General features: G+C 60.5%; 17 protein-coding genes. 14 read left to right on the top strand and 3 right to left on the bottom strand.

The annotated features are described in order from the left end of the window. Positions 1 to 3: 3 nt before the first annotated feature. Together larB and serB are read right to left on the bottom strand one after the other, a co-directional pair. Positions 4 to 786, bottom strand: coding sequence for a nickel pincer cofactor biosynthesis protein LarB (gene larB, locus ACTQVX_RS03335; RefSeq protein ID WP_441056475.1), 783 nt, complete (start codon positions 784 to 786; stop codon positions 4 to 6). 117 nt (positions 787 to 903) lie between these two features. After that, a complete protein-coding gene (gene serB / locus ACTQVX_RS03330) occupies positions 904 to 1,539 on the bottom strand; it encodes a phosphoserine phosphatase SerB (RefSeq protein ID WP_427795050.1) in 636 nt (211 codons plus the stop codon). Positions 1,540 to 1,796: 257 nt separating this feature from the next. On the opposite strand from serB, the gene aspS reads away from it, so the two are divergent. From aspS to ACTQVX_RS03295, 7 genes are all read left to right on the top strand, one after another. Continuing rightward, positions 1,797 to 3,584 carry an aspartate--tRNA ligase gene (aspS, locus tag ACTQVX_RS03325; protein WP_427719815.1) on the top strand — a complete coding sequence of 596 codons (1,788 nt, stop codon included), beginning with the start codon at positions 1,797 to 1,799 and terminating at the stop codon, positions 3,582 to 3,584. Between the two features lie 357 nt (positions 3,585 to 3,941). After that, positions 3,942 to 4,190, top strand: coding sequence for an HPr family phosphocarrier protein (locus ACTQVX_RS03320; RefSeq protein ID WP_427719814.1), 249 nt, complete (start codon positions 3,942 to 3,944; stop codon positions 4,188 to 4,190). Between the two features lie 232 nt (positions 4,191 to 4,422). Further along, positions 4,423 to 4,665 carry a FeoA family protein gene (locus tag ACTQVX_RS03315; RefSeq protein ID WP_441064096.1) on the top strand — a complete coding sequence of 81 codons (243 nt, stop codon included), beginning with the start codon at positions 4,423 to 4,425 and terminating at the stop codon, positions 4,663 to 4,665. Positions 4,666 to 4,704: 39 nt separating this feature from the next. After that, positions 4,705 to 4,926, top strand: a complete 222-nt coding sequence (locus tag ACTQVX_RS03310) for a FeoA family protein (protein ID WP_006234774.1) — start codon at positions 4,705 to 4,707, stop codon at positions 4,924 to 4,926. 123 nt (positions 4,927 to 5,049) lie between these two features. Next, positions 5,050 to 7,377, top strand: coding sequence for a ferrous iron transporter B (feoB, locus tag ACTQVX_RS03305; RefSeq protein WP_441560187.1), 2,328 nt, complete (start codon positions 5,050 to 5,052; stop codon positions 7,375 to 7,377). 178 nt (positions 7,378 to 7,555) lie between these two features. Continuing rightward, positions 7,556 to 7,756: a hypothetical protein gene (locus ACTQVX_RS03300; RefSeq protein ID WP_117634210.1), complete on the top strand. Its 201-nt coding sequence runs from the start codon at positions 7,556 to 7,558 to the stop codon at positions 7,754 to 7,756. A 102-nt stretch (positions 7,757 to 7,858) separates the two neighbouring features. Continuing rightward, positions 7,859 to 9,808, top strand: a complete 1,950-nt coding sequence (locus ACTQVX_RS03295; RefSeq protein WP_441560186.1) for an NAD(P)/FAD-dependent oxidoreductase — start codon at positions 7,859 to 7,861, stop codon at positions 9,806 to 9,808. 155 nt (positions 9,809 to 9,963) lie between these two features. Here ACTQVX_RS03295 and ACTQVX_RS03290 read toward each other — a convergent pair whose 3' ends face one another. Further along, a complete protein-coding gene (locus ACTQVX_RS03290; RefSeq protein WP_441560184.1) occupies positions 9,964 to 10,125 on the bottom strand; it encodes a hypothetical protein in 162 nt (53 codons plus the stop codon). A 52-nt stretch (positions 10,126 to 10,177) separates the two neighbouring features. Between ACTQVX_RS03290 and ACTQVX_RS03285 the strand changes: the two genes are divergently transcribed. The 7 genes from ACTQVX_RS03285 (at position 10,178) to ligA (ending at position 19,406) form a co-directional block, all read left to right on the top strand. Then, positions 10,178 to 10,705: a hypothetical protein gene (locus ACTQVX_RS03285; protein ID WP_441560183.1), complete on the top strand. Its 528-nt coding sequence runs from the start codon at positions 10,178 to 10,180 to the stop codon at positions 10,703 to 10,705. A gap of 330 nt (positions 10,706 to 11,035) precedes the next feature. After that, positions 11,036 to 11,728: a GntR family transcriptional regulator gene (locus tag ACTQVX_RS03280; protein ID WP_441560181.1), complete on the top strand. Its 693-nt coding sequence runs from the start codon at positions 11,036 to 11,038 to the stop codon at positions 11,726 to 11,728. A 124-nt stretch (positions 11,729 to 11,852) separates the two neighbouring features. Continuing rightward, positions 11,853 to 12,875 (top strand): LacI family DNA-binding transcriptional regulator, encoded by a 1,023-nt coding sequence (locus ACTQVX_RS03275; protein ID WP_441067982.1) that lies wholly within the window; start codon positions 11,853 to 11,855, stop codon positions 12,873 to 12,875. Between the two features lie 134 nt (positions 12,876 to 13,009). After that, entirely contained in the window at positions 13,010 to 14,347 is a 1,338-nt protein-coding gene (locus ACTQVX_RS03270; protein ID WP_427728639.1) for a glutamine synthetase family protein, read from the top strand. A gap of 50 nt (positions 14,348 to 14,397) precedes the next feature. Beyond that, the gene (locus ACTQVX_RS03265; RefSeq protein ID WP_427728642.1) at positions 14,398 to 15,060 is read left to right on the top strand and encodes a response regulator transcription factor; all 663 of its coding nucleotides are present in this window, start codon (positions 14,398 to 14,400) and stop codon (positions 15,058 to 15,060) included. A gap of 208 nt (positions 15,061 to 15,268) precedes the next feature. Beyond that, a complete protein-coding gene (locus ACTQVX_RS03260; RefSeq protein WP_441560179.1) occupies positions 15,269 to 16,729 on the top strand; it encodes a S1C family serine protease in 1,461 nt (486 codons plus the stop codon). A gap of 448 nt (positions 16,730 to 17,177) precedes the next feature. Further along, complete coding sequence (ligA, locus tag ACTQVX_RS03255) at positions 17,178 to 19,406, top strand: NAD-dependent DNA ligase LigA (RefSeq protein ID WP_441560177.1); 2,229 nt, start codon at positions 17,178 to 17,180, stop codon at positions 19,404 to 19,406. The last annotated feature ends 114 nt before the right edge of the window (positions 19,407 to 19,520 follow it).

Raw genomic sequence — 19,520 nt, 5'->3', positions numbered from 1 at the left:
TCCTTAACGGGCGCAGGGTGTTCCGGCGCTCAGATGATTGATAAGACTTGCCTGGTAGGCAGCACCAAAGCCATTGTCGATATTGACGACCGAAACGCCGCTGGCGCAGGAGTTGAGCATGGCGAGCAGCGCGGCTACGCCACCAAAGCTCGCGCCGTAGCCCACGCTGGTGGGAACGGCGATGACCGGACAGCTTACCAGACCGCCGATAACGCTCGCCAGCGCGCCCTCCATGCCGGCGATGGCGATGACCACCTGTGCCTGGGCAAGTTCCTCGGCATGCGCGAGCAGACGGTGCAGGCCGGCGACACCTACGTCGTAGAGGCGGTCGACCTCGTTGCCGTAGAACTCGGCCGTCAACGCGGCTTCTTCGGCGACGGGCAAGTCGCTCGTACCGGCGCAGGCGACAACGATGCGTCCGTTACCGGTAGGGGAGGGCTTACCGCCTACGAGGGCGAGCTGGGCGTTCGGGACATATCCCAGGTCGATCCCGTTGTCGAGAAGCTCCGAGGTGCGGGCTGCTTTTTCGGCATCCAGGCGCGTAACCAGGGTGCGCTCCTGACCGGCATCGCGCAGCGCTTTGATAATGGTGGCAATCTGCTCGGCGGTTTTACCGGCGCCGTAGACAACCTCGCCGGCTCCCTGGCGCACCCCGCGCGAAAGATCGAGCTGCGCAAAACCCAGATCGGCGGTTGGCGCCGTTTGGATGCGCGTAAGGGCGACTGCCGGGGTGACTGCTCCGTCGGCAACATCGCTCAGCAGCTGCTCTAGATCTCGCTTATCCATATATCTTCCCTTCGACGGCGCAAAGTCTAGCACTCAAAGGGTATGTTTCCGAACACTAAGACAAAATTGTTCGGAAACTAGATATAGGGGATTTGATTCTGTTGTTAGATGGATCGGCTAGTCACGCAGGATGATGTCCATGGCGAGCATCAGGTTGCGCTCGTCGATGGCAAACGGAGCGGCCTCGCGCGTCTTGGGCTTGGCGCAAAATGCGATGCCCGTGCCCGCGGCCTGAATCATGGGGATGTCGTTGGCGCCGTCGCCGATCGCCACGGTATGGGCCATATCGACACCGCACTCAACCGCCCAATCCAGCAGCTGGATGAGCTTGGATTCCTTGGTCACAATGTCTGCCGCCAGCTTGCCCGTGAGCTTGCCGTCTACGACCTCCAGCCGGTTGGCCAGGCAAAAATCGATGCCCGCGGCGGCCACGATCTTGTCGGCGACCTCGTGGAAGCCGCCGCTTACCACGCCGACCTTCCAGCCTTTGCTGTGCGCCGAGCGCACAAGCTCCAGTGCGCCGGGGGTAAACGTCACGCGCTCAAAGGTGCGCTCGAAAACGCTCTCGTCCAAGCCGGCAAGCAGCCCCACGCGCTCCTCGAGCGCCTGCTTAAAGTCGAGCTCGCCGCGCATGGCGCGTTCGGTGATCCGCGCAACTTGCCCGCCCACGCCTGCCTCCTCGCCCAACAGGTCGATGACCTCCTGGTTGATGAGCGTGGAATCGATATCCATAACGATGAGGCGTGAAGTCATGGCGGGCCTTTCCGAGTGCAGTTGTATTGTAGGCACATTGTCGCACGTGACAAGCGCGGGCGGGCAGTGCGGTGCGCCAATTGTTTCGTCTCCGTCAAGTCTTTGAGCGGGAGCCACTTTTTCGCGGTACATCGGCGCGGGTGCGATAAGATAGAACGCCATGTCCGGCTGCGCGGTTTACGCAGGCTGGGCAAATCTGTACGACGCCGCCCGGAACGACACGGGGCGGCACAGATCCATAAAGGAGGATCACTGGTATGAGCCAGACCCGTCCCATCGACGAGCATTCCATGCACACCCATACCTGCGGCGAGCTTCGCCGCGAGAACGTGGGCGAAGAGGTCACCCTCACCGGTTGGGTGAGCCGTCGCCGCGACCACGGCGGCCTTATCTTCTGCGACCTTCGCGACCGCGAGGGCATCACGCAGCTTACCTTCGACCCCGAGCACTCCGACGGCGATGCCTTTAAGATCGCCGAGACCATGCGTCCCGAGTGGCCCATCAAGATTCACGGCGTCGTGCGCGCTCGTGGCGAGGAGACCACCAACGCCAAGCTCGCGACCGGCGAGATCGAGGTCCTGACCGACCACGCCGAGGTGCTCAACACCTCCGTCACCCCGCCGTTCCAGATCGAGGACGGCATCGAGACCAGCGAGGACACCCGTCTGCGCTATCGCTATCTGGACCTCCGTCGTCCCGAGATGATGGCCAACCTCAAGCTGCGCTCCGACTTCACCTTTGCCATTCGCGAGGCGCTTCACAACCGTGAGTTCATGGAGGTCGAGACGCCCTCCCTGTTCAAGTCTACGCCCGAGGGCGCCCGCGACTTCATCGTTCCCAGCCGTATTCAGCCGGGTAACTTCTACGCCCTGCCGCAGTCCCCGCAGCTCCTAAAGCAGCTGCTCATGGTCGGTGGCGTCGAGCGCTACTACCAGGTTGCCAAGTGCTTCCGCGACGAGGACTTGCGTGCCGACCGTCAGCCCGAGTTCACCCAGGTCGATATCGAGATGTCCTTCGTGGACCAGAACGACGTCATGAGCGCACTCGAAGAGGTCCTGGCCGATGCTTTCGGTCGCATGGGTGTCGAGATGCCCACGCCGCTGCGTCGCATGGACTACTGGGAGGCCATGGACACCTATGGCTCCGACAAGCCCGATACCCGCTATGGCATGCATCTGGTCGATCTGACCGACATCTTTGCTAACTCCAAGTTCAAGGTCTTTGCGACTGCCGCAAACGAGGAGGGCTCTGTCGTCAAGGCCATCAACGCCAAGGGCGCCGGTGCCTGGGCACGTGCCAAGATCGATAAGCTCGCCGGCGTGGCCTCCACGTTTGGCGCCAAGGGTCTGGCCTGGATCGCTTTCCGCGAGGACGGCTCCATCAACAGCCCCATCGTCAAGTTCTTCTCGGACGAGGAGATGGCGGCTCTGCGCGAGCGCATGAACGTCGAGCCTGGCGACCTCGTGATGTTCGCCGCCGGCCCGCGCCTGCTCTCTGACGAGATCCTGGGCGGCATGCGCTCTCACATGGCCAACGCACTCGAGATCAAACGCGAGGGGCACGACTTCCTGTGGGTCGTCAACTTCCCGCTGTTCCACTGGGATGAGGACCGTAAGGCCTATGCAGCCGAGCACCAGCCGTTCACTCTGCCGACCGAGACCGACATCGCCAAGATCGAGGCCGACCCGTTGGCTGCCGGTTCCTGCACCTACGACTTTGTCATGGACGGTTTTGAGGCCGGCGGCGGTGGCATGCGCATCCATAACGCCGAGATGCAGATGTCCATGCTCAAGCTCCTGGGCTTTACCGAGGAGCGCGCCGAGTCGCAGTTTGGCTTCCTCATGGAGGCGCTCAAGTTTGGTGCGCCCCCGATGGGCGGTTTTGCCCTGGGTCTGGACCGCGTGTGCATGCTGCTTACCGGCTCCGATTCTATCCGCGACGTCATGGCGTTCCCCAAGACGGCCAGCGGCTCCGACCTCATGTCGGGCGCCCCGAGTGCCGTTTCCGGCGCCCAGCTCAAGGACGTCAGCCTGCGCTTGATGTAGGCGAGCGGCTACATATTGTCTCTAACGAGGGAAGGACGCGTGCCTCCCCTCGTTTTTTATGCGCGGGCGTTGCGAGGGCATAGGGTGACCGGACGTCGCGGAAAGTGCGTCCCGGAATCTGCGTCCAGAATGGTCCGCGCTTTCCCAAAGGGGGTCCTCTGGGAAAGCGCGGCCCAGAATTCGGTAAAATAATGGGGCACAGTTTCCGGTTGAGCCTTCTGGCGGAAACCGTGTCCCATCGTTGACACTCGAAGTGGGATGTGGTTTCCGTCCCGCTCTCGACAAGCATCTAACGCTACAATAACTACCACGTGGCTGGGTTTGGCCGGCCAAATGTGCGATGCTGCGGGAGGGGACATGGTCGAGTTTACAAAGACGATTAAAGATCCGTTGGGACTACATGCCCGCCCGGTTGCGCTTCTCTATGACATTATCGCCAAGCATCGTAGTGACGTGTCGGTCAGCATCGGCGATCGCCACACGGATGGCCGCGATATCATGGGACTCATGGCCCTCTATGGTGAGTGCGGTGAGAGCGTCGTCTTTCGTGTTTCGGGCGTGGATGAGGCCTCGTGCGTCACGTCGATCAGAAACCTCTCGCTCTAAGCGGAACAATGTGAAAAAGGAGAGTCCCCTCTGTTGCATACATTGGTATGACAAGGCACCGCAAAGAGACCGTCTTTGCGGTGCCTTTGTTTAATATGGGAAACTTTTTCGAAAACTGAATAGGGACCCTTTCCAAAAAGTTAACCGCGTGTTAGTTTACTAGTTCGAACATAGATGCGGTTAACTTTTATCGCGTCGATGTTGAGGACGAACCGATGTTAGGAGCTCACTCATGTCTTGCGGACCGCAGATGCCGGCCATGCCGCTTTCTATGGTAAAAGCGGGCGAAACCGTGCACGTGTCTCGTGTAAAGGGCAATGAGGACATAAAGCACCACCTCAAGGACCTCGGCTTTGTCGAGGGCAGCGAGATCCACGTGGTGAGCTCGAGTGGCGCCAATATCATCGTCACGGTGCTGGGCTCACGCTTTGGCATCGATTCCAAGGTTGCCATGCACATCATGACCGTCGGTTAATCTGCAGCATTTCATAAAAACCGAAAGGGGGATAAGAGGATGAAGACGTTGGGTGACGTTAAGGTGGGCGAGAGCTCTACCATCGTCAAGCTCCACGGTGAGGGCGCACTTCGCCGCCACCTTATGGACCTGGGGCTCATCAAGGGCACTTCGTTCAAGGTCGTGAAGGTTGCACCGCTCGGTGATCCGGTCGAGATCAACGTGCGCGGCTACGAGCTTTCCATCCGCAAGGAGGAGGCGGCCGTCGTCGAGGTCCAGTAAGGGCCCACGGCGTATATTTCCGCAGATTAAGTTAGACATTTCTAACTTAATGCAGCAACTTTGAAGCACATTATCCAGCCTGCGCGGAGAAAGCAGCGCGGGCTCACAAGGAAGAAGGATTGAATGGCGGATTCTCAGATCCATGTCGCGCTGGCGGGTAACCCCAACTGCGGCAAGACCACGCTTTTCAACCTGATCACCGGCGCCAACGGCTACGTTGGCAACTGGCCCGGCGTCACGGTTGAGAAAAAGGAGGCCAAGCTCCTGAGCGACAAGAACGTTACCATCACGGACCTCCCCGGCATCTACTCGCTTTCCCCCTACAGTCCCGAGGAGCAATGCTCGCGCGATTACCTCATGAGCGGCGAGCCCGATGTGGTCGTCCAGGTGGTCGACGCCACCAACCTCGAGCGCAACCTGTACCTGGCGCTTCAGGTTATCGAGACCGGCCTGCCCGTGGTCGTCGCCCTCAACATGGCCGACTTGGTCGAGAAGAACGGCGACAAGATCGACACGGACAAGCTCTCCAAGAAGCTCGGCTGTCCGGTCATGATGATTTCGGCCCTTAAGAACAAGGGTATTAAGGAGCTGTTCGAGCAGGTTAAGAAGTCCGCTGCTTCCAAGGGCCAGGTGCCGGAGCACAAGTTCGATTCCTCCTTCGAGGACGTTCTGGACCACATCGAAAACAACCTGCCGGCGAGCGTTCCCGCCAACAAGCGTCGCTACTACGCGGTCAAGCTGTTCGAGCGTGATGCGGACGCCTGCAAGCTCATCAACCTCACCAAGGAGAAGGCCGCTCGCGTGGAAGAGCTGGTCGCCCAGTGCGAGCAGGACTGCGATGACGACGCCGAGTCCATCATCACCGGTGAGCGCTATGGCGTCATCGCGCACATCATCGACGAGTGCCTCACCAAGGCTCCGGCCAAGATGAGCACCTCCGAGAAGATCGACCGTGTGGTTACCAACCGTATCCTGGGCCTGCCGATCTTTGTGGTCATCATGTTCTGCGTGTACTACATCGCCGTTTCCACCTTAGGCGGCACGGTGACCGACTTCACCAACGACCAGCTCTTTGGTACCGACGGTTGGTATGTGCTCGGTCAGGGCCGCGACGCCTACGATGCAGCCGTCGAGGCTGCGGGCGACGATGCCGACTCGGTTGACCCGGCGCAGTACGGCCCCTATGTCCCGGGTATCACCACCGTGGTGCACGATGCCCTTGTGGCGGGTGGCACCGAGGACGGCGGCCTGGTCGATTCGCTGGTCTGCGACGGCATCGTCGGCGGTTTGGGCGCCATCTTTGGCTTTGTGCCGCAGATGTTCCTGCTGTTCGTCATGCTGTCCTTCCTGGAGGACTGCGGCTATATGGCCCGCGTCGCCTTCATCATGGATCGCGTGTTCCGCCGCTTTGGCCTGTCCGGTAAGTCCTTTATCCCCATGCTCGTGTCCTCGGGCTGTGGCGTTCCCGGCGTCATGGCCACCAAGACCATCGAGAACGAGAAGGACCGCCGCATGACGGTCATGACCACCACGTTTATTCCCTGTGGCGCCAAGCTGCCGATCATCGCCCTGCTCATGGGTTCCATCATCGGCGATTCTTCCACCACCGCCGCGTGGATCAGCCCGCTCTTCTACTTCCTGGGCGTCTTCGCCGTCATCGCCTCGGGCCTTATGCTCAAGAAGACCAAGCTCTTCGCCGGTCGCCCGACGCCGTTCGTTATGGAGCTTCCTGCCTACCACTTCCCGGCGATCCGCTCTTGGGCACTGCACGTGTGGGAGCGCTGCTGGGCCTTTATCAAGAAGGCCGGCACGGTCATCTTCGCATCCACCGTCGTTGTTTGGTTCCTCTCCAACTTTGGAAGCTACAACGGTTCCTTTGGCTTCCTGCCTGCAATGGACGGCATCCCCGAGGAGTTCATGGACTACTCCGTGCTTGCCATGCTCGGTAACCTGGTCGCTTGGATCTTCGCTCCGCTCGGCTTTAGCACCTGGCAGGCAACTGCGCTGACCGTCTCGGGCCTTGTGGCTAAGGAGAACGTCGTCGCCACCGCCGGCTCGCTGCTGTCCGTGGCTGATGCCGCCGAGACCGACCCGAGCCTGTGGACCGCGTTTGCCGGCATGTTCCCCACCATGGGCGCTTGCGTTGCCTTTGGCGCATTCAACCTGCTGTGCGCTCCGTGCTTTGCCGCCATGGGCACTATCCGCAACCAGATGGATTCCGGAAAGTGGACCGCGATTGCCATCGGTTACGAGTGCGCCTTCGCTTGGGTGATCGGCCTGTTCATCAACCAGTTCTACAACCTGCTTGTTCTGGGGCAGTTTGGTATCTGGACGATTGTGGCCATCGTGCTGCTGGTTGCGATGCTCTTCCAGATCTTTCGTCCTATCCCTGCGCATGCATGGACCGACGAGGACGAGACCAGCACTGCTTCCGCCGCAGTTTCCGCTTAAGTCCGAATAAGGATTAGCCCCTTTCCACGAGCCCGGGTGTCCCAGCGACACTCGGGCTTTTTGGCGGTGGGGGAGATGTGGCGTTTCCGCAGATAAAACCGACCAAAATAAACCTGTCCCTTTTTGGCAGGTGGAGAATGGGGTAAAGTAAGTGGTGGTTAACTAGAGGAGGCTTGCTATGGCACCAATCGATATTGTTGTACTGGCTGTTATCGGTATTGCGTTTGTCGCGGTATGCGTGCGCATCTACCGCAAGGGCACCTGCGCCGACTGCGCTCAGGGTGGCGTTTGCACGGGGCATTGCTCCAACAAAAAGACGTGCGCTGCACTTAAGGGCGTGGACAAAATCGCCGAAGACTTGGGTCGCGGTATTCATTAGCCGAACAGCGCTTGGGCATGTATGACTGCAGATACGGCAGTTGCTGATACGATAGGTGTGTTAGCAACTGCCGCCGAGCGGCTCAAACGAAAGGAAGCCTGTATGGAGTCCTGTGCCTACCCGATGCTCTTTAGCCCGATCAAGGTCGGTACGACCGAGGTCAAGAACCGCGTCTTTATGCCGCCGGTATCTACCAACCTAGCCGATCACGGCTATGTGACCGACGACTTGGTCGATCATTACCGTGCCCGCGCCAAGGGCGGCGTGGGCCTCATCATTACCGAGGTCGTGACGGTTGAGCCCACCTATACCTATCTACCGGGTGACATGTGCTGCTACGACGACACGTTTATCCCCGGCTGGGAAAAGCTCGCCGCGGCCGTCCACGAGTATGGCTGCAAGATCATGCCGCAGCTCTTCCACCCCGCCTACATGGCCTTTAACATTCCGGGTACGCCGCGCCTGATCGCTCCGTCCTTTGTGGGCCCGTCCTATGCCCGCGAGGCACCGCGCCCTATCACGGTCGATGAGATTCACGAGCTCACGCATCAGTTTGGCGACGCTGCCGTGCGTATGCAGAAGGCCGGTGTCGATGGCGTCGAGGTCCATGCGGCACACGCCCACGGCATGCTCGGCGGCTTTTTGACTCCGCTCTACAACAAGCGTACCGACGAGTACGGCGGCTCGCTCGACGCTCGCATGCGCTTCTTGCTCGAGGTCATCGCCGAGATTCGCGAGCGCTGCGGCAAGGACTTTATCATCGACGTCCGCATCTCGGGCGATGAGTACACCGATGGCGGCCTGACCCTCAACGACATGATCTACGTCTCGCGTCGCCTGGAAAAGGCCGGCGTCGACATGATTCACGTGTCGGGCGGCACCACCATCAAGCGTGGCTCCGCGATTCCCGCCGCCGGTACCCAGCAGGCCTCGCACGCCGCCTGCTCGCGCGAGATTAAAAAGCACGTCAACATTCCCGTCGCCACCGTCGGACGCATTAACGAGGCCTGGATCGCCGAGGAGCTGATTGAGGACGGCGCGGCCGACATCTGTATGATGGGCCGCGCCAATCTGTGCGATGCCGAGTTCTGCAACAAGGCAGCCGCTGGCAACGCCGACGAGATCCGTCCCTGCATCGGTTGCCTGCGTTGCCTGAACGGCATTATGTTTGGCAAGCGCATCTCCTGCACCGTCAACCCGGACGTGGAGCACGACGAGGCTGGCTACGAGCCTGTCGCCGAGGCCAAGAACGTACTGGTTGTGGGCGCCGGTCCCGCGGGTATGGAGGCAGCCTACATTGCCGCCAAACGCGGTCATAACGTGGTGCTCGTGGATAAGCAGGACGAGCCGGGCGGCGAGATGCGCATCGCAGCCGTTCCGCCGGCAAAGCAGGAACTCACCCGCGTGATCAAGTATCAGTACCGTCGCCTGGCCGAGGCCGGCGTAAAGTGCGTCTTTGGCACCGAGCTTACTGCTGAGGACATTCAGCGTGACTACACCGACTACGAGGTCGTCCTGGCCTATGGCGCCGAGCCTATCGCCCCGGCCTTCATGCAGGGCTTTAAGCAGGTTATGACGGCTGACGACCTGCTGGGCGGCAAGGCTTTCCCGGGCAAGAAGATCGTCATCGTGGGTGGCGGCACCGTTGGCTGCGAGACGGCCGATTACCTGGCCCCATTGGTCAACGACCTGTCGCCGGCCAACCGCGACGTCACCGTCATCGAGATGACCAAGACGCTCGCCGCCAACGAGGGTGGTGCCGGTCGCGCGGTGCTCATCACGCGCATGCTCTCAAAGGGCGTTCACGTGCTGACCGAGGCCAAGGTGACCGAGATTACCGAGGACACTATCAGCTACGAGAAGGACGGCGAGGTCCACACCATCGCCGGTGCCGATACGCTGGTGCTTGCTATGGGCTATCGTCCCAATACCAAGCTGGCCGACGACCTGGCGGCAGCCGGCGTTACCACTCACGTGCTGGGCGATGCCAACAAGTGCGGCAACATTCGCGACGCCATCGGCGATGGCTACAAGGTCGCCTGCGAGCTCTAGTTAACCCCTTGTTGCATGGGGACAGGTTGCTTTGCACCAACTTGGTGCATGTGAACCTGACCCCATTGCACCATTTGATAAAACGCAAGCGGCGGCCGTCCCGTGTTTGGGCGGCCGCCGCTTGCGTTTTATCAAAGAAAGATCATTGCCGAGCCTTAAATGCCTTTTGTCTGCGTGCCTTCCACAATCATGTTGCGGTTGTAGGCCAGGTGCAGATACATCGCATCGTGAGCGGCAGTGGGGTTGTGCGCCTCGATGGCGTCGCCCGCACCGTGCAAGACGAAAACCGTTTGCGTCTCGGATAAATCAGTACGCAAACGGTTTTCGTCTTATATCTTGAAGGCCTACAGGCGAAACGATTCGGCAACGGTGGAGGTCGACCGGTTTGAGTATGGCAGGCTGACGCTCGAAGGCGGCAACGTAACGTTCGACGCGCTCACGTCGGCTCGCCAGGACTTGAGTTTTCACACGCTCGGGCATAAGTGTGTTGAACATCTCGGCATTTCTGAGCTAACGCCGGATATTATGCGCACGCTTCGCTTGCTCGGCAAAGATGGCTATACCAACGCTGCGGCGATTTTGGCGGATAAGAATGATTTTCCGGGCATCGACTGCGTCCGTTTTGGTGATACCGAGGATGTGATCTTGGATCGCGAGGCGGCGACAAATATATCCGCAATTGAGCAGGTGGACAGGGCGGTAGCTATGTTTGCACGCTACTACCGTTATGAGCGTATCGAAGGGATGGAGCGCGTCCAAACCGATCGAATTCCTCTCGAGGCGTTTTGCGAAGCTGTCGCAAACGCTTTGGTGCATCGGACGTGGGACGTTCGAGCTATAGCAACCCGCATAGCGCGCCTTGATCATCAACCGTCCGTATTTCACAGCAACTTATAACAGGCTCGGGGTGCCAATTTGGGGTGCAGTAGTGCTGCGCCACGAAAAGGGCCTATCTACTACGTTTAAGCCGCAGGGGTCAACCATAGTCGGCTTTTTCGAAAATCGACGAGCTGCCTACCTGCGGTTTTGTTTTCACGGTTTTTGGTATGGCCGAGGCTATCCGTGTTAACGTAGTAGATGGGCCACTTTTGTGGCAAGGGGCCGATCTGCGGGCTAGGGTAGCTAAAAGAGCCCCGTCCCAAAAAGACTGATTGGGAGCTGGGGCGTGTCGATGCGATAGTATTGCATGGTGGTATTCGACTAACCGAGGGTTTATCCGAGGGCTTTATGGAACAGCACCAGCATAATCAAAGCTTGCAAGATCAGGCATACAATGCACTGCGCTCCAAGATCATCTATGCCGAGCTCAAGCCCGGCACGCGCCTTTCGGCGATTGGTCTGGAAAAGGAGACGGGAATCGGGCGTACGCCCATTCGCGAGTCCTTTGTGCGCCTGCGTGAGCAGGAGCTGGTGGAAACGCGTCCCAAAAGCGGCACTTACGTCTCTAAGATCAGCATGGAGCGCGCCGAGAACGCCTGTTTCTTGCGCGAGAAACTCGAGCGAAGCGTACTCATTAAATGCTGCTCGGTCGCCACACCCGAGCAAAAGCATCGGCTCGATCAGATTCTTGCCGAGTCCGAGTCGCTCGACCATGGCGAAACGCGTCGTTTCTTTGATCTGGACAACCTGTTCCATGAGACGTGTTTTGAGATTGCCGGCCGTCACATGTTGTGGGATTGGATGAAGAGCGTCAATACGCATTTTGAGCGATACAACTGGTTGCGTATGGTGTCGCAGGATCTAGATTGGGAGCCGATTCGTCGGCAGCATCGCCGGATTCTCGAGGCCATTAAGAGGGGCGATACCGACGCGGCGAGCTATCTGGCAGAGACACACCTGCACCTGATGCCCGAAGAGCAAGGTCCGGTTATCGCCTTACATCCCGACTATTTTGAGCTGTCCAAAGACTCGTCTATCTAGCCCATTATCGCATCTGCTCGAGACGCAAAAACGATGCTGCTCACCTACAGCGTTTTGCAACCGAGAATTTTAAAAAATGCCTAAAATGGCTCAGACTGCCGACAATGGGGAAACGGGGTGCGCTATGGCGCAGATGAGAATCAAGGACATTGCCGTCGAGGCGGGTGTGAGCCCGGCCACGGTCTCGCGCTATCTCAATAACCGCCCCGGGCAAATGACCGAGGAAACCCGTGCTCGCATTGCGGAGGTTATCGAGCGTACCGGCTATCGCCCACGTGCCGCCGCGCGCAATCTGCGCAGCTCGCGTACCAACCTCATCGGCGTGATCTTGGCCGACATCGCCAACCCGTTCTCTAGCGCCATGCTCGAGGGCCTTTCCGCCAGCGCCGCCGCGCGCGGCTGCTCGCTCATGACAGCCATTAGCGGCAACGATCCCGCCAAGGAGGCCGAGTCGCTCACCAGGCTTATCGACGCTGGCGTGGACGGCCTGGTCGTCAATACCTGCGGTGGTAACGACGAGGCGATCGTCGCGGCAGCGGGACGCCTGCCCGTTGTGCTGCTCGACCGCGACGTTGCCGACGGCGGTGTCGATCTGGTGACATCTAACAACCGTGAGCTGGTCGCCGGCCTGGTAGACGCCTTGGCTGCTGCGGGCAGCGAGCACCTGTGCCTGCTCACCGAAGCAAGCGACGACAGCCCCGTCCGTCGCGAGCGCGACGAGGCCTTTACCGACGAGCTTTCGCGCCGCGGCCTTTCCGGCGAGGTCGTCACCCTGGCCGATGGCGGTGCCACGGGCGTCGGCCGCCTGGACGAGACCATCCGCGGCTATGCAGGAAAAGAGCTCGGCCTCATTGCCGTCAACGGCCTGGTTTTCCTGAGCCTGACCGAGGCGCTGGCGCAGCTTGGTCCCTCGCTGCCGGCGGGGCTCAAGATCGCGACGTTTGACGACTGTCCCTGGAACCATGTGCTCTTTGGCGGAGTCACCACGGCCGCGCAGGACACCCCCACCATCGCCGAGCGCGTGGTCGATCGCCTCTCCGAGCGTATCGACGTTGTTACCACCACCGTGGGCGATGCCGCAAAGCTGGCGCCCGAACGCATCGAGGTTCCCGGCCACATCGAACACCGCGCTTCGACCTCGCGCTAGCCGCTCGTTCGTAACTGCCTGTTCGCGCACGTTTTTTGGGCGCTTGATACGCTTTAACCCTGCGGAAACATTTTTCTGCGATAGTATCTGCGATATAGACCAGTCGAAACCCGCCCGAAAGAAAGGGGAGCGACATGAACCAGCAGAACATCGATTACGTACTCCGTTCCGTAGAGCAGCGTGACATCCGCTTTGTGCGTCTGTGGTTTGTCGACATTCTCGGCCGCCTCAAGAACTTTGCCATTAGCCCCGAAGACCTCGAGGTCGCTTTTGAGGAGGGTATTGGCTTTGACGGCTCCGCCATCGAGGGCTTTGCCACGCCCGAGGAAGCCGACATGCTCGCATTCCCCGATGCTTCGACCTTCCAGATCCTGCCGTGGCGCCCGAGCCATAACGGCGTCGCCCGCGTGTTCTGCGATGTGTGCACTCCCGATCGCAAGCCGTTTGCCGGCGACCCGCGCGACGCCCTGCGCCGCATGTTCTATAAGGCCGAGAAGGCCGGCTACCTGCTCAACGTGGGTGCCGAGCTGGAGTATTACTACTTCCCCGACGAGCACACCCCCGAGCCGCTCGACAACGTGGGCTACTTCGACCTTTCGGTGAGCGATGCCGCTCGCGACCTGCGCCGCAACACGGTGCTCACGCTCGAGAAGATGTCCGTGCCCGTGGAGTACACCTTCCACGCCGCCGGCCGCTCGCAGCACGGCATGAGCTTGCGTCACGCCGAGGCCCTGAGCATGTCCGACGCCATCACCACGGCCAAACTCATCATTAAGCAGCAGGCCTACGAGAGCGGTTGCCACGCCTCCTTTATGCCCAAGCCGTTGGCGGGCGAGGACGGCAGCGCCATGTTTTTGCATCAGTCGCTGTTCGACCACGACGGCAACAACGTCTTTTGGGGCGAGGACGACGAGAAGTACCACCTCTCCGATATCGCCAAGCACTATATGGCCGGCATTCTGGCACACGCGCGCGAGATCAGCGCCATCACCAACCCCACGGTCAACTCGTACAAGCGCATCACCACGGGCGGCGACTCCGTGCCACAGTACGCTACGTGGGGCCTGCGCAACCGCGCGAGCATGGTCCGCATCCCGGTCTACAAGCCCGGCAAGCAGCTGTCCACGCGCATCGAGCTGCGCAGTCCCGATCCCATGGCCAATCCGTACCTGGTCAACGCCGTCACGCTGGCGGCTGGTCTGGACGGCATCGAGCGCAAGCTGGAACTCCCGCCCGAGGCAACGGCCGAGACGCTCAAGCTTACCGACCGTCAGATGGTCGAGGCCGGCTATACGCCGCTGCCGCGCTCGCTCAAAGAGGCGCTCGACGTGTTTGAGGACTCGCAGTTTATGAAGGATGCCCTCGGCGAGCACATCCACAGCTTCTTCCTCAAAAAGAAGCGCGACGAATGGCATAAGTTTGAGTCCACGATCACCGAGTGGGAGATCAAGCACTACCTGGCGAACTCCTAATCGCGCCGGCTTGTTCCAGTACGATTGAGCTCATTTCCTTGGAGGTCGATATGTCCGAAAAGAGTGCCCTGTTCATGGCGCGCACGACGCGCTTCCACGAGTTTGCCCGCAGCTTGACGACCACCCTGGGTGTCGAGGTGAGCCTGGCAACCCCCGATTCGCCGACTGCGGCGCATGACTTTGACCTGCTGATCCTCGATTCCGATGGCATCCGCAGCGACCGCATCGATCAGATTGCCAAATGGCTCGACGACCGCGGCGGCGTTCCCATGTTGGTAATCGTCGACGACGAGGCGCTCGGCACCCTGCGCCTGCCCAATCACGCGCATGCCGACTTTGTATGCCCCACGGCGACACCCAACGAGCTTAAGGCTCGTGCGCAGCGCCTGATGGGCGAGGAGGAGACCATCACCGCCGACGATGTGCTCAACATCGATAACCTCGAGATTAACCTGGCTACCTACCAGGTGACACTCGACGACGAGCCCATCGACCTGACGCTGATGGAGTACTCGCTGCTGAGCTTTTTGGCGACGCACCCCAACCGCGCCTACAGCCGCGAGGTGCTGCTGCACCGCGTGTGGGGCTTTGAGTACTGCGGCGGCACGCGCACCGTCGACGTGCACATTCGACGCATCCGCTCCAAGGTGGGCCCGCAGATTGCGGCACACATTACCACCGTCCGCGGCGTGGGCTATCTGTTTAAGGACTAGCTTTTCACCGCAAAGGGGGCAGGCGCCTTCGTGGTGGTTTTGCCGCATGCGTGGATCCCTTTCGAGTTTGCAGCAGAACTTAAGCATTCCTTAAAGATTGCGTTCTCATACACGTTCGCCCGCATATTGGGGTACAACTCAACGTGAACAATGATGGCCCGCCACATGTTTGGCGGGCCTTTGGTTATTAGACGAAAGGATCGCAGTCATGAGCGAGAACGATTCCCAGCGTCCCCAGGATGCGGGCAACGCTGGCGAGACCCAGCAGCAGCCGCGCGTGCAGGTGGAGTCGACGCCTGCCGACGGCAACATTCCCTACGTGCAGGCCTACGACACACGGACCGGCCAGCCGCTGGGCGGTCAGCAGGTTGTAAACAAGCACACGGTGGTCAAGACCAGGACCAAAAAGCTGCCGATCTTTATTACGGCGCTCGCCGGCTGCGCCTGCGGCGCCCTGCTGGTCATCGCGCTCATTATGAGTGGCACGCTCAACATTGGCGGCGGAAAGAATGTCGTGACGGCGGGTGCTTCGGGTTCATCGACGCAAAAGATTACGATCGACTCCGAGGACACCACGCTTGCCGAGGCCGTTTCTGCCAAGGCCCTGCCCTCCGTCGTTTCCATCACCGCCACTTCGAGCGGTAGCCAGAATGGCTCGCTTTCGCAGTCTGCCGACGAGTCGGATGGTTCGGGCAGCGTCGGTTCGGGCGTGGTGCTCGATACCGAGGGCCACATCCTCACCAACAACCATGTGGTCGATGGTTACGATCAGTACGTGGTTACCATGGACGACGGTACCACCTACGAGGCCGAGTTCGTGGGCAACGACGCCTCGAGCGACCTCGCCGTCATTAAGCTCAAGGATGCTGACGCCTCCAAGCTCACGCCGATCGAGATTGGTGATTCCTCCAAGCTCAACGTGGGCGAGTGGGTTATGGCGATCGGCTCGCCGTTCGGCAACGAGCAATCTGTCTCCACGGGCATTGTGTCGGCGCTGTATCGCTCCACGGCTATGAGTTCTACCAGCGGCAACACCATCTACGCCAACATGATCCAGACCGATGCCGCCATCAACCCGGGCAACTCCGGCGGCGCGCTCGTTAACGACAATGGCGAACTCGTGGGTATTAACTCTCTTATCGAGAGCTACTCGGGCTCCAGCTCGGGCGTGGGCTTTGCCATTCCGGTCAACTATGCCAAGAACATCGCCGACCAGATCATCGACGGCAAGACGCCGGTTCATCCGTACCTGGGCGCCACGCTTTCGAGCGTCAACGCGCTCAACGCCCGCACTAACAATCTCGGCACCGATAGCGGCGCGTATGTGGCAAGTGTCGTCGAGGACGGTCCTGCCGCCAAGGCTGGCATCCAAGAGGGCGACGTCATCACCAAGCTGGGTGACGATGAGATTACGAGCGCCGATGGCCTGATTATCGCGCTGCGCAGCCACGAGGTGGGCGAGAAGGTCGAGATCACGCTCGTGCGCGGCAAGGAAGAGAAAAAGGTCACGGTCGAGCTGGGTTCTGATGAGGAGCTGCAGAACCAGCAGCAGAACGACAGCGCGACCGACACCGGCAACGGCGGCATTACCGACGAGCAACTGCGCCAGTACCTGGAAGAACTGCTGGGCCAACAGGGTCAGGGGCAAGGCTACGGTCAGGGTTTCTAACGAGCTGTATCGCACATATCGAAGCCAGAGGGGCTGTTCCGCCAGCGCGGGACAGCCCCTCTTCTCTTATTGATCCGTTGGGGACGGAGGAAAACGGATCATTTAGAAATGGCAAGGGCATGGTTCGGAAGGGCTTGGACAGTTAGTTCAGATTTGTATAAAACGGGTGCGGTCTGAGGCGTGTTTTGAGCGGTTTTGAAATGAAAGACGGGCCGAGATGGGTGTCTCGAAGACGGAAGCAAACCTAATTTGCCGTCCAGAACGATTGATTGGGGCGAAAAGCCGGTATTTCAGCTCGATTCGGCGCGCGTAATTATACAAATCTGAACTAACTGTCCAACCCTGGTCCGGTCGCTGCCAATTCGGTGCGGTTTGAGACTGCTATTCGGCCCCATTGAGACCGGTGGTACTCTAGTATCCGTTTGAAATCGAGCGAAGGAGTGCCGCTATGGAGCAATCGAGCCTGTTTGGTGACGGCGTGGACATCGATACCGAAACGCCAGCGAGCACGGATACCGCTGCGCCGGCCGATACCCGTGCCCAGGCGGCAGCGCGCGCGGCTGAGTTGCGCCACGAGCTCGACTACCATGCTTACCGCTACTACATGCTCGATGCGCCCGAGATCACGGACGCTGCCTTTGACAAAATGCTCGTTGAGCTGCAGGAAATCGAGGCTACCTACCCTGACCTGGTGACGCCCGACAGCTATACCCAGCGCGTGGGCGGCTACGTGAGCGAGCAGTTTACGCCGGTCACGCACATGGCGCGCATGTATTCCATGGACGATGCCATGGATCTGGACGAGCTCGACGCTTGGCTCCAGCGCACCGAGGATGCGCTCGGTGCCGGTAGCGTCACCTATACCTGTGAGCTTAAGATCGACGGTCTGGGCGTCGCGCTTACCTACCAAAACGGCACCTTCGTACGCGCCGCCACGCGCGGTGACGGCACCACGGGCGAGGACGTATCGCTCAACGTGCGCACTATCAAGGATGTGCCCATGCACCTATCCGAGCCGGCGCTCGCCCATATGGGCACCGACCGCGAGCGCACCATCGAGGTACGCGGCGAGGTCTATATGCCCAAGGGCAGCTTTGTTCGCCTGAATGAAGAGGCCGATGCCGAGGGCCGCGACCCCTTCGCCAACCCGCGCAACGCCGCTGCCGGATCCTTGCGTCAGAAGGATCCCAAGGTCACGGCGCGCCGCGACCTGGCCACCTTTATCTATGCCATCGCCGATACCGATCCGCTGCACGTCCACAGCCAGCGCGAGTTTCTGGACTGGTTGCGTAGCGCCGGCTTTAGCGTCAACCCTAACGTGGCTCGTTGTGCCACGCCGTCCGAGGTCCACGAGTTCTGTGCCCAGGCGCTCGAGCACCGCGGCGACCTGGATTACGACATCGACGGCGTGGTCGTAAAGGTTGACAGCTTCCAGCAGCAGCTCGACCTGGGCTTTACCGCTCGCGCACCACGCTGGGCCATTGCCTTTAAGTTTCCGCCCGAGGAAAAGCAGACCATCCTGCGCGAAATTCGCATCCAGGTGGGCCGCACCGGTGTGCTCACGCCGGTCGCCGAGTTCGACCCGGTGACGGTTGCCGGCTCCACCATCGCGCGCGCCACGCTGCACAACATCGACGAGATCCGCCGCAAAAACGTGCGCGAGGGCGATACCATCATCGTGCACAAGGCGGGCGACGTTATCCCCGAGGTCGTGGGTCCGGTGCTCGACAAGCGTCCGGCCGATTCGGTCGACTGGTATATGCCCGAGGTCTGCCCCGTGTGCGGTAGCCCCGTGGTCCACGAGGATGGTGAGGTGGCTTACCGCTGCGTGTCCATCGACTGCCCCGCACAGCTCAAGGAGCGCCTGCTCCACTGGGTGAGCCGCGGTTGCATGGACGTCGATGGCCTAGGCGACGAGATCGTCGACAAGATGATCGCCGCCGGGCTGATTCACGACGTCGCAGACTTCTACCAGCTTACGGTCGACGACATCGCAGGCCTGGACACGGGGCGCACCTATGCCAGCTCCAACAGCAAAAAGGGCGTTAAGAAGGGCGACCCCATCCCGGTAGGCCTCAAGACGGCCGAAAAGATCATCGCCGAGCTCAACAAGTCCAAGAGCCAGCCGCTCGGTCGTGTGCTGTTTGCCCTGGGTATCCGTCACGTGGGCAAGAGCGTGGGCGAGGTCATCGCCGAGCGATTCCTGTCGATTGACAAGCTTATCTTGGCGAGCGAAGAGGATATTGCCGAGTGCGAGGGCATCGGCCCCAAGATTGCGGCGAGCGTCAAGCAGTTCCTGGCCGTGCCCGAGAACCTTGCCGTCCTGGAACGTCTGCGCCAGGCGGGCCTGTCGCTCGAGGTCGATTTGGGCGCCGCGCACGCGCAAGCCGCAGCCGACGCTGGTGTGGCAGGCGAGCTCGCCGACGCACAGCCGCTCGCGGGTCTGACCTTCGTGCTCACCGGCACGCTCGTCAACCGCACGCGCGACGAGGCGGGCGCGGCGCTCAAGGTGCTCGGCGCCAAGGTCTCGGGCAGCGTATCAAAGAAGACGAGCTATCTGGTTGCCGGTCCCAAAGCGGGTTCCAAGCTTACCAAGGCCGAGCAGCTGGGCGTACCCGTGCTGGACGAGGACGCACTCGAGCAGATCTTGGCTACCGGTGAGGTGCCCCAGGCTTAAGGCATCAATAGTCAAATTGAAGAACCGCCCGAAAGCGCGATGCCTTCCGGGTGGTTCTTACTTTGTTGGGGAAACCGGCATCGTGATCTGCGTCACGTAGGTCGCGGGGTCGTC

Origin of the sequence: Collinsella sp. LCP19S3_A6, assembly GCF_052122015.1 — a bacterium.
Lineage (GTDB): Bacteria > Actinomycetota > Coriobacteriia > Coriobacteriales > Coriobacteriaceae > Collinsella.
This window is presented reverse-complemented; position numbering and strand designations above follow the sequence as displayed.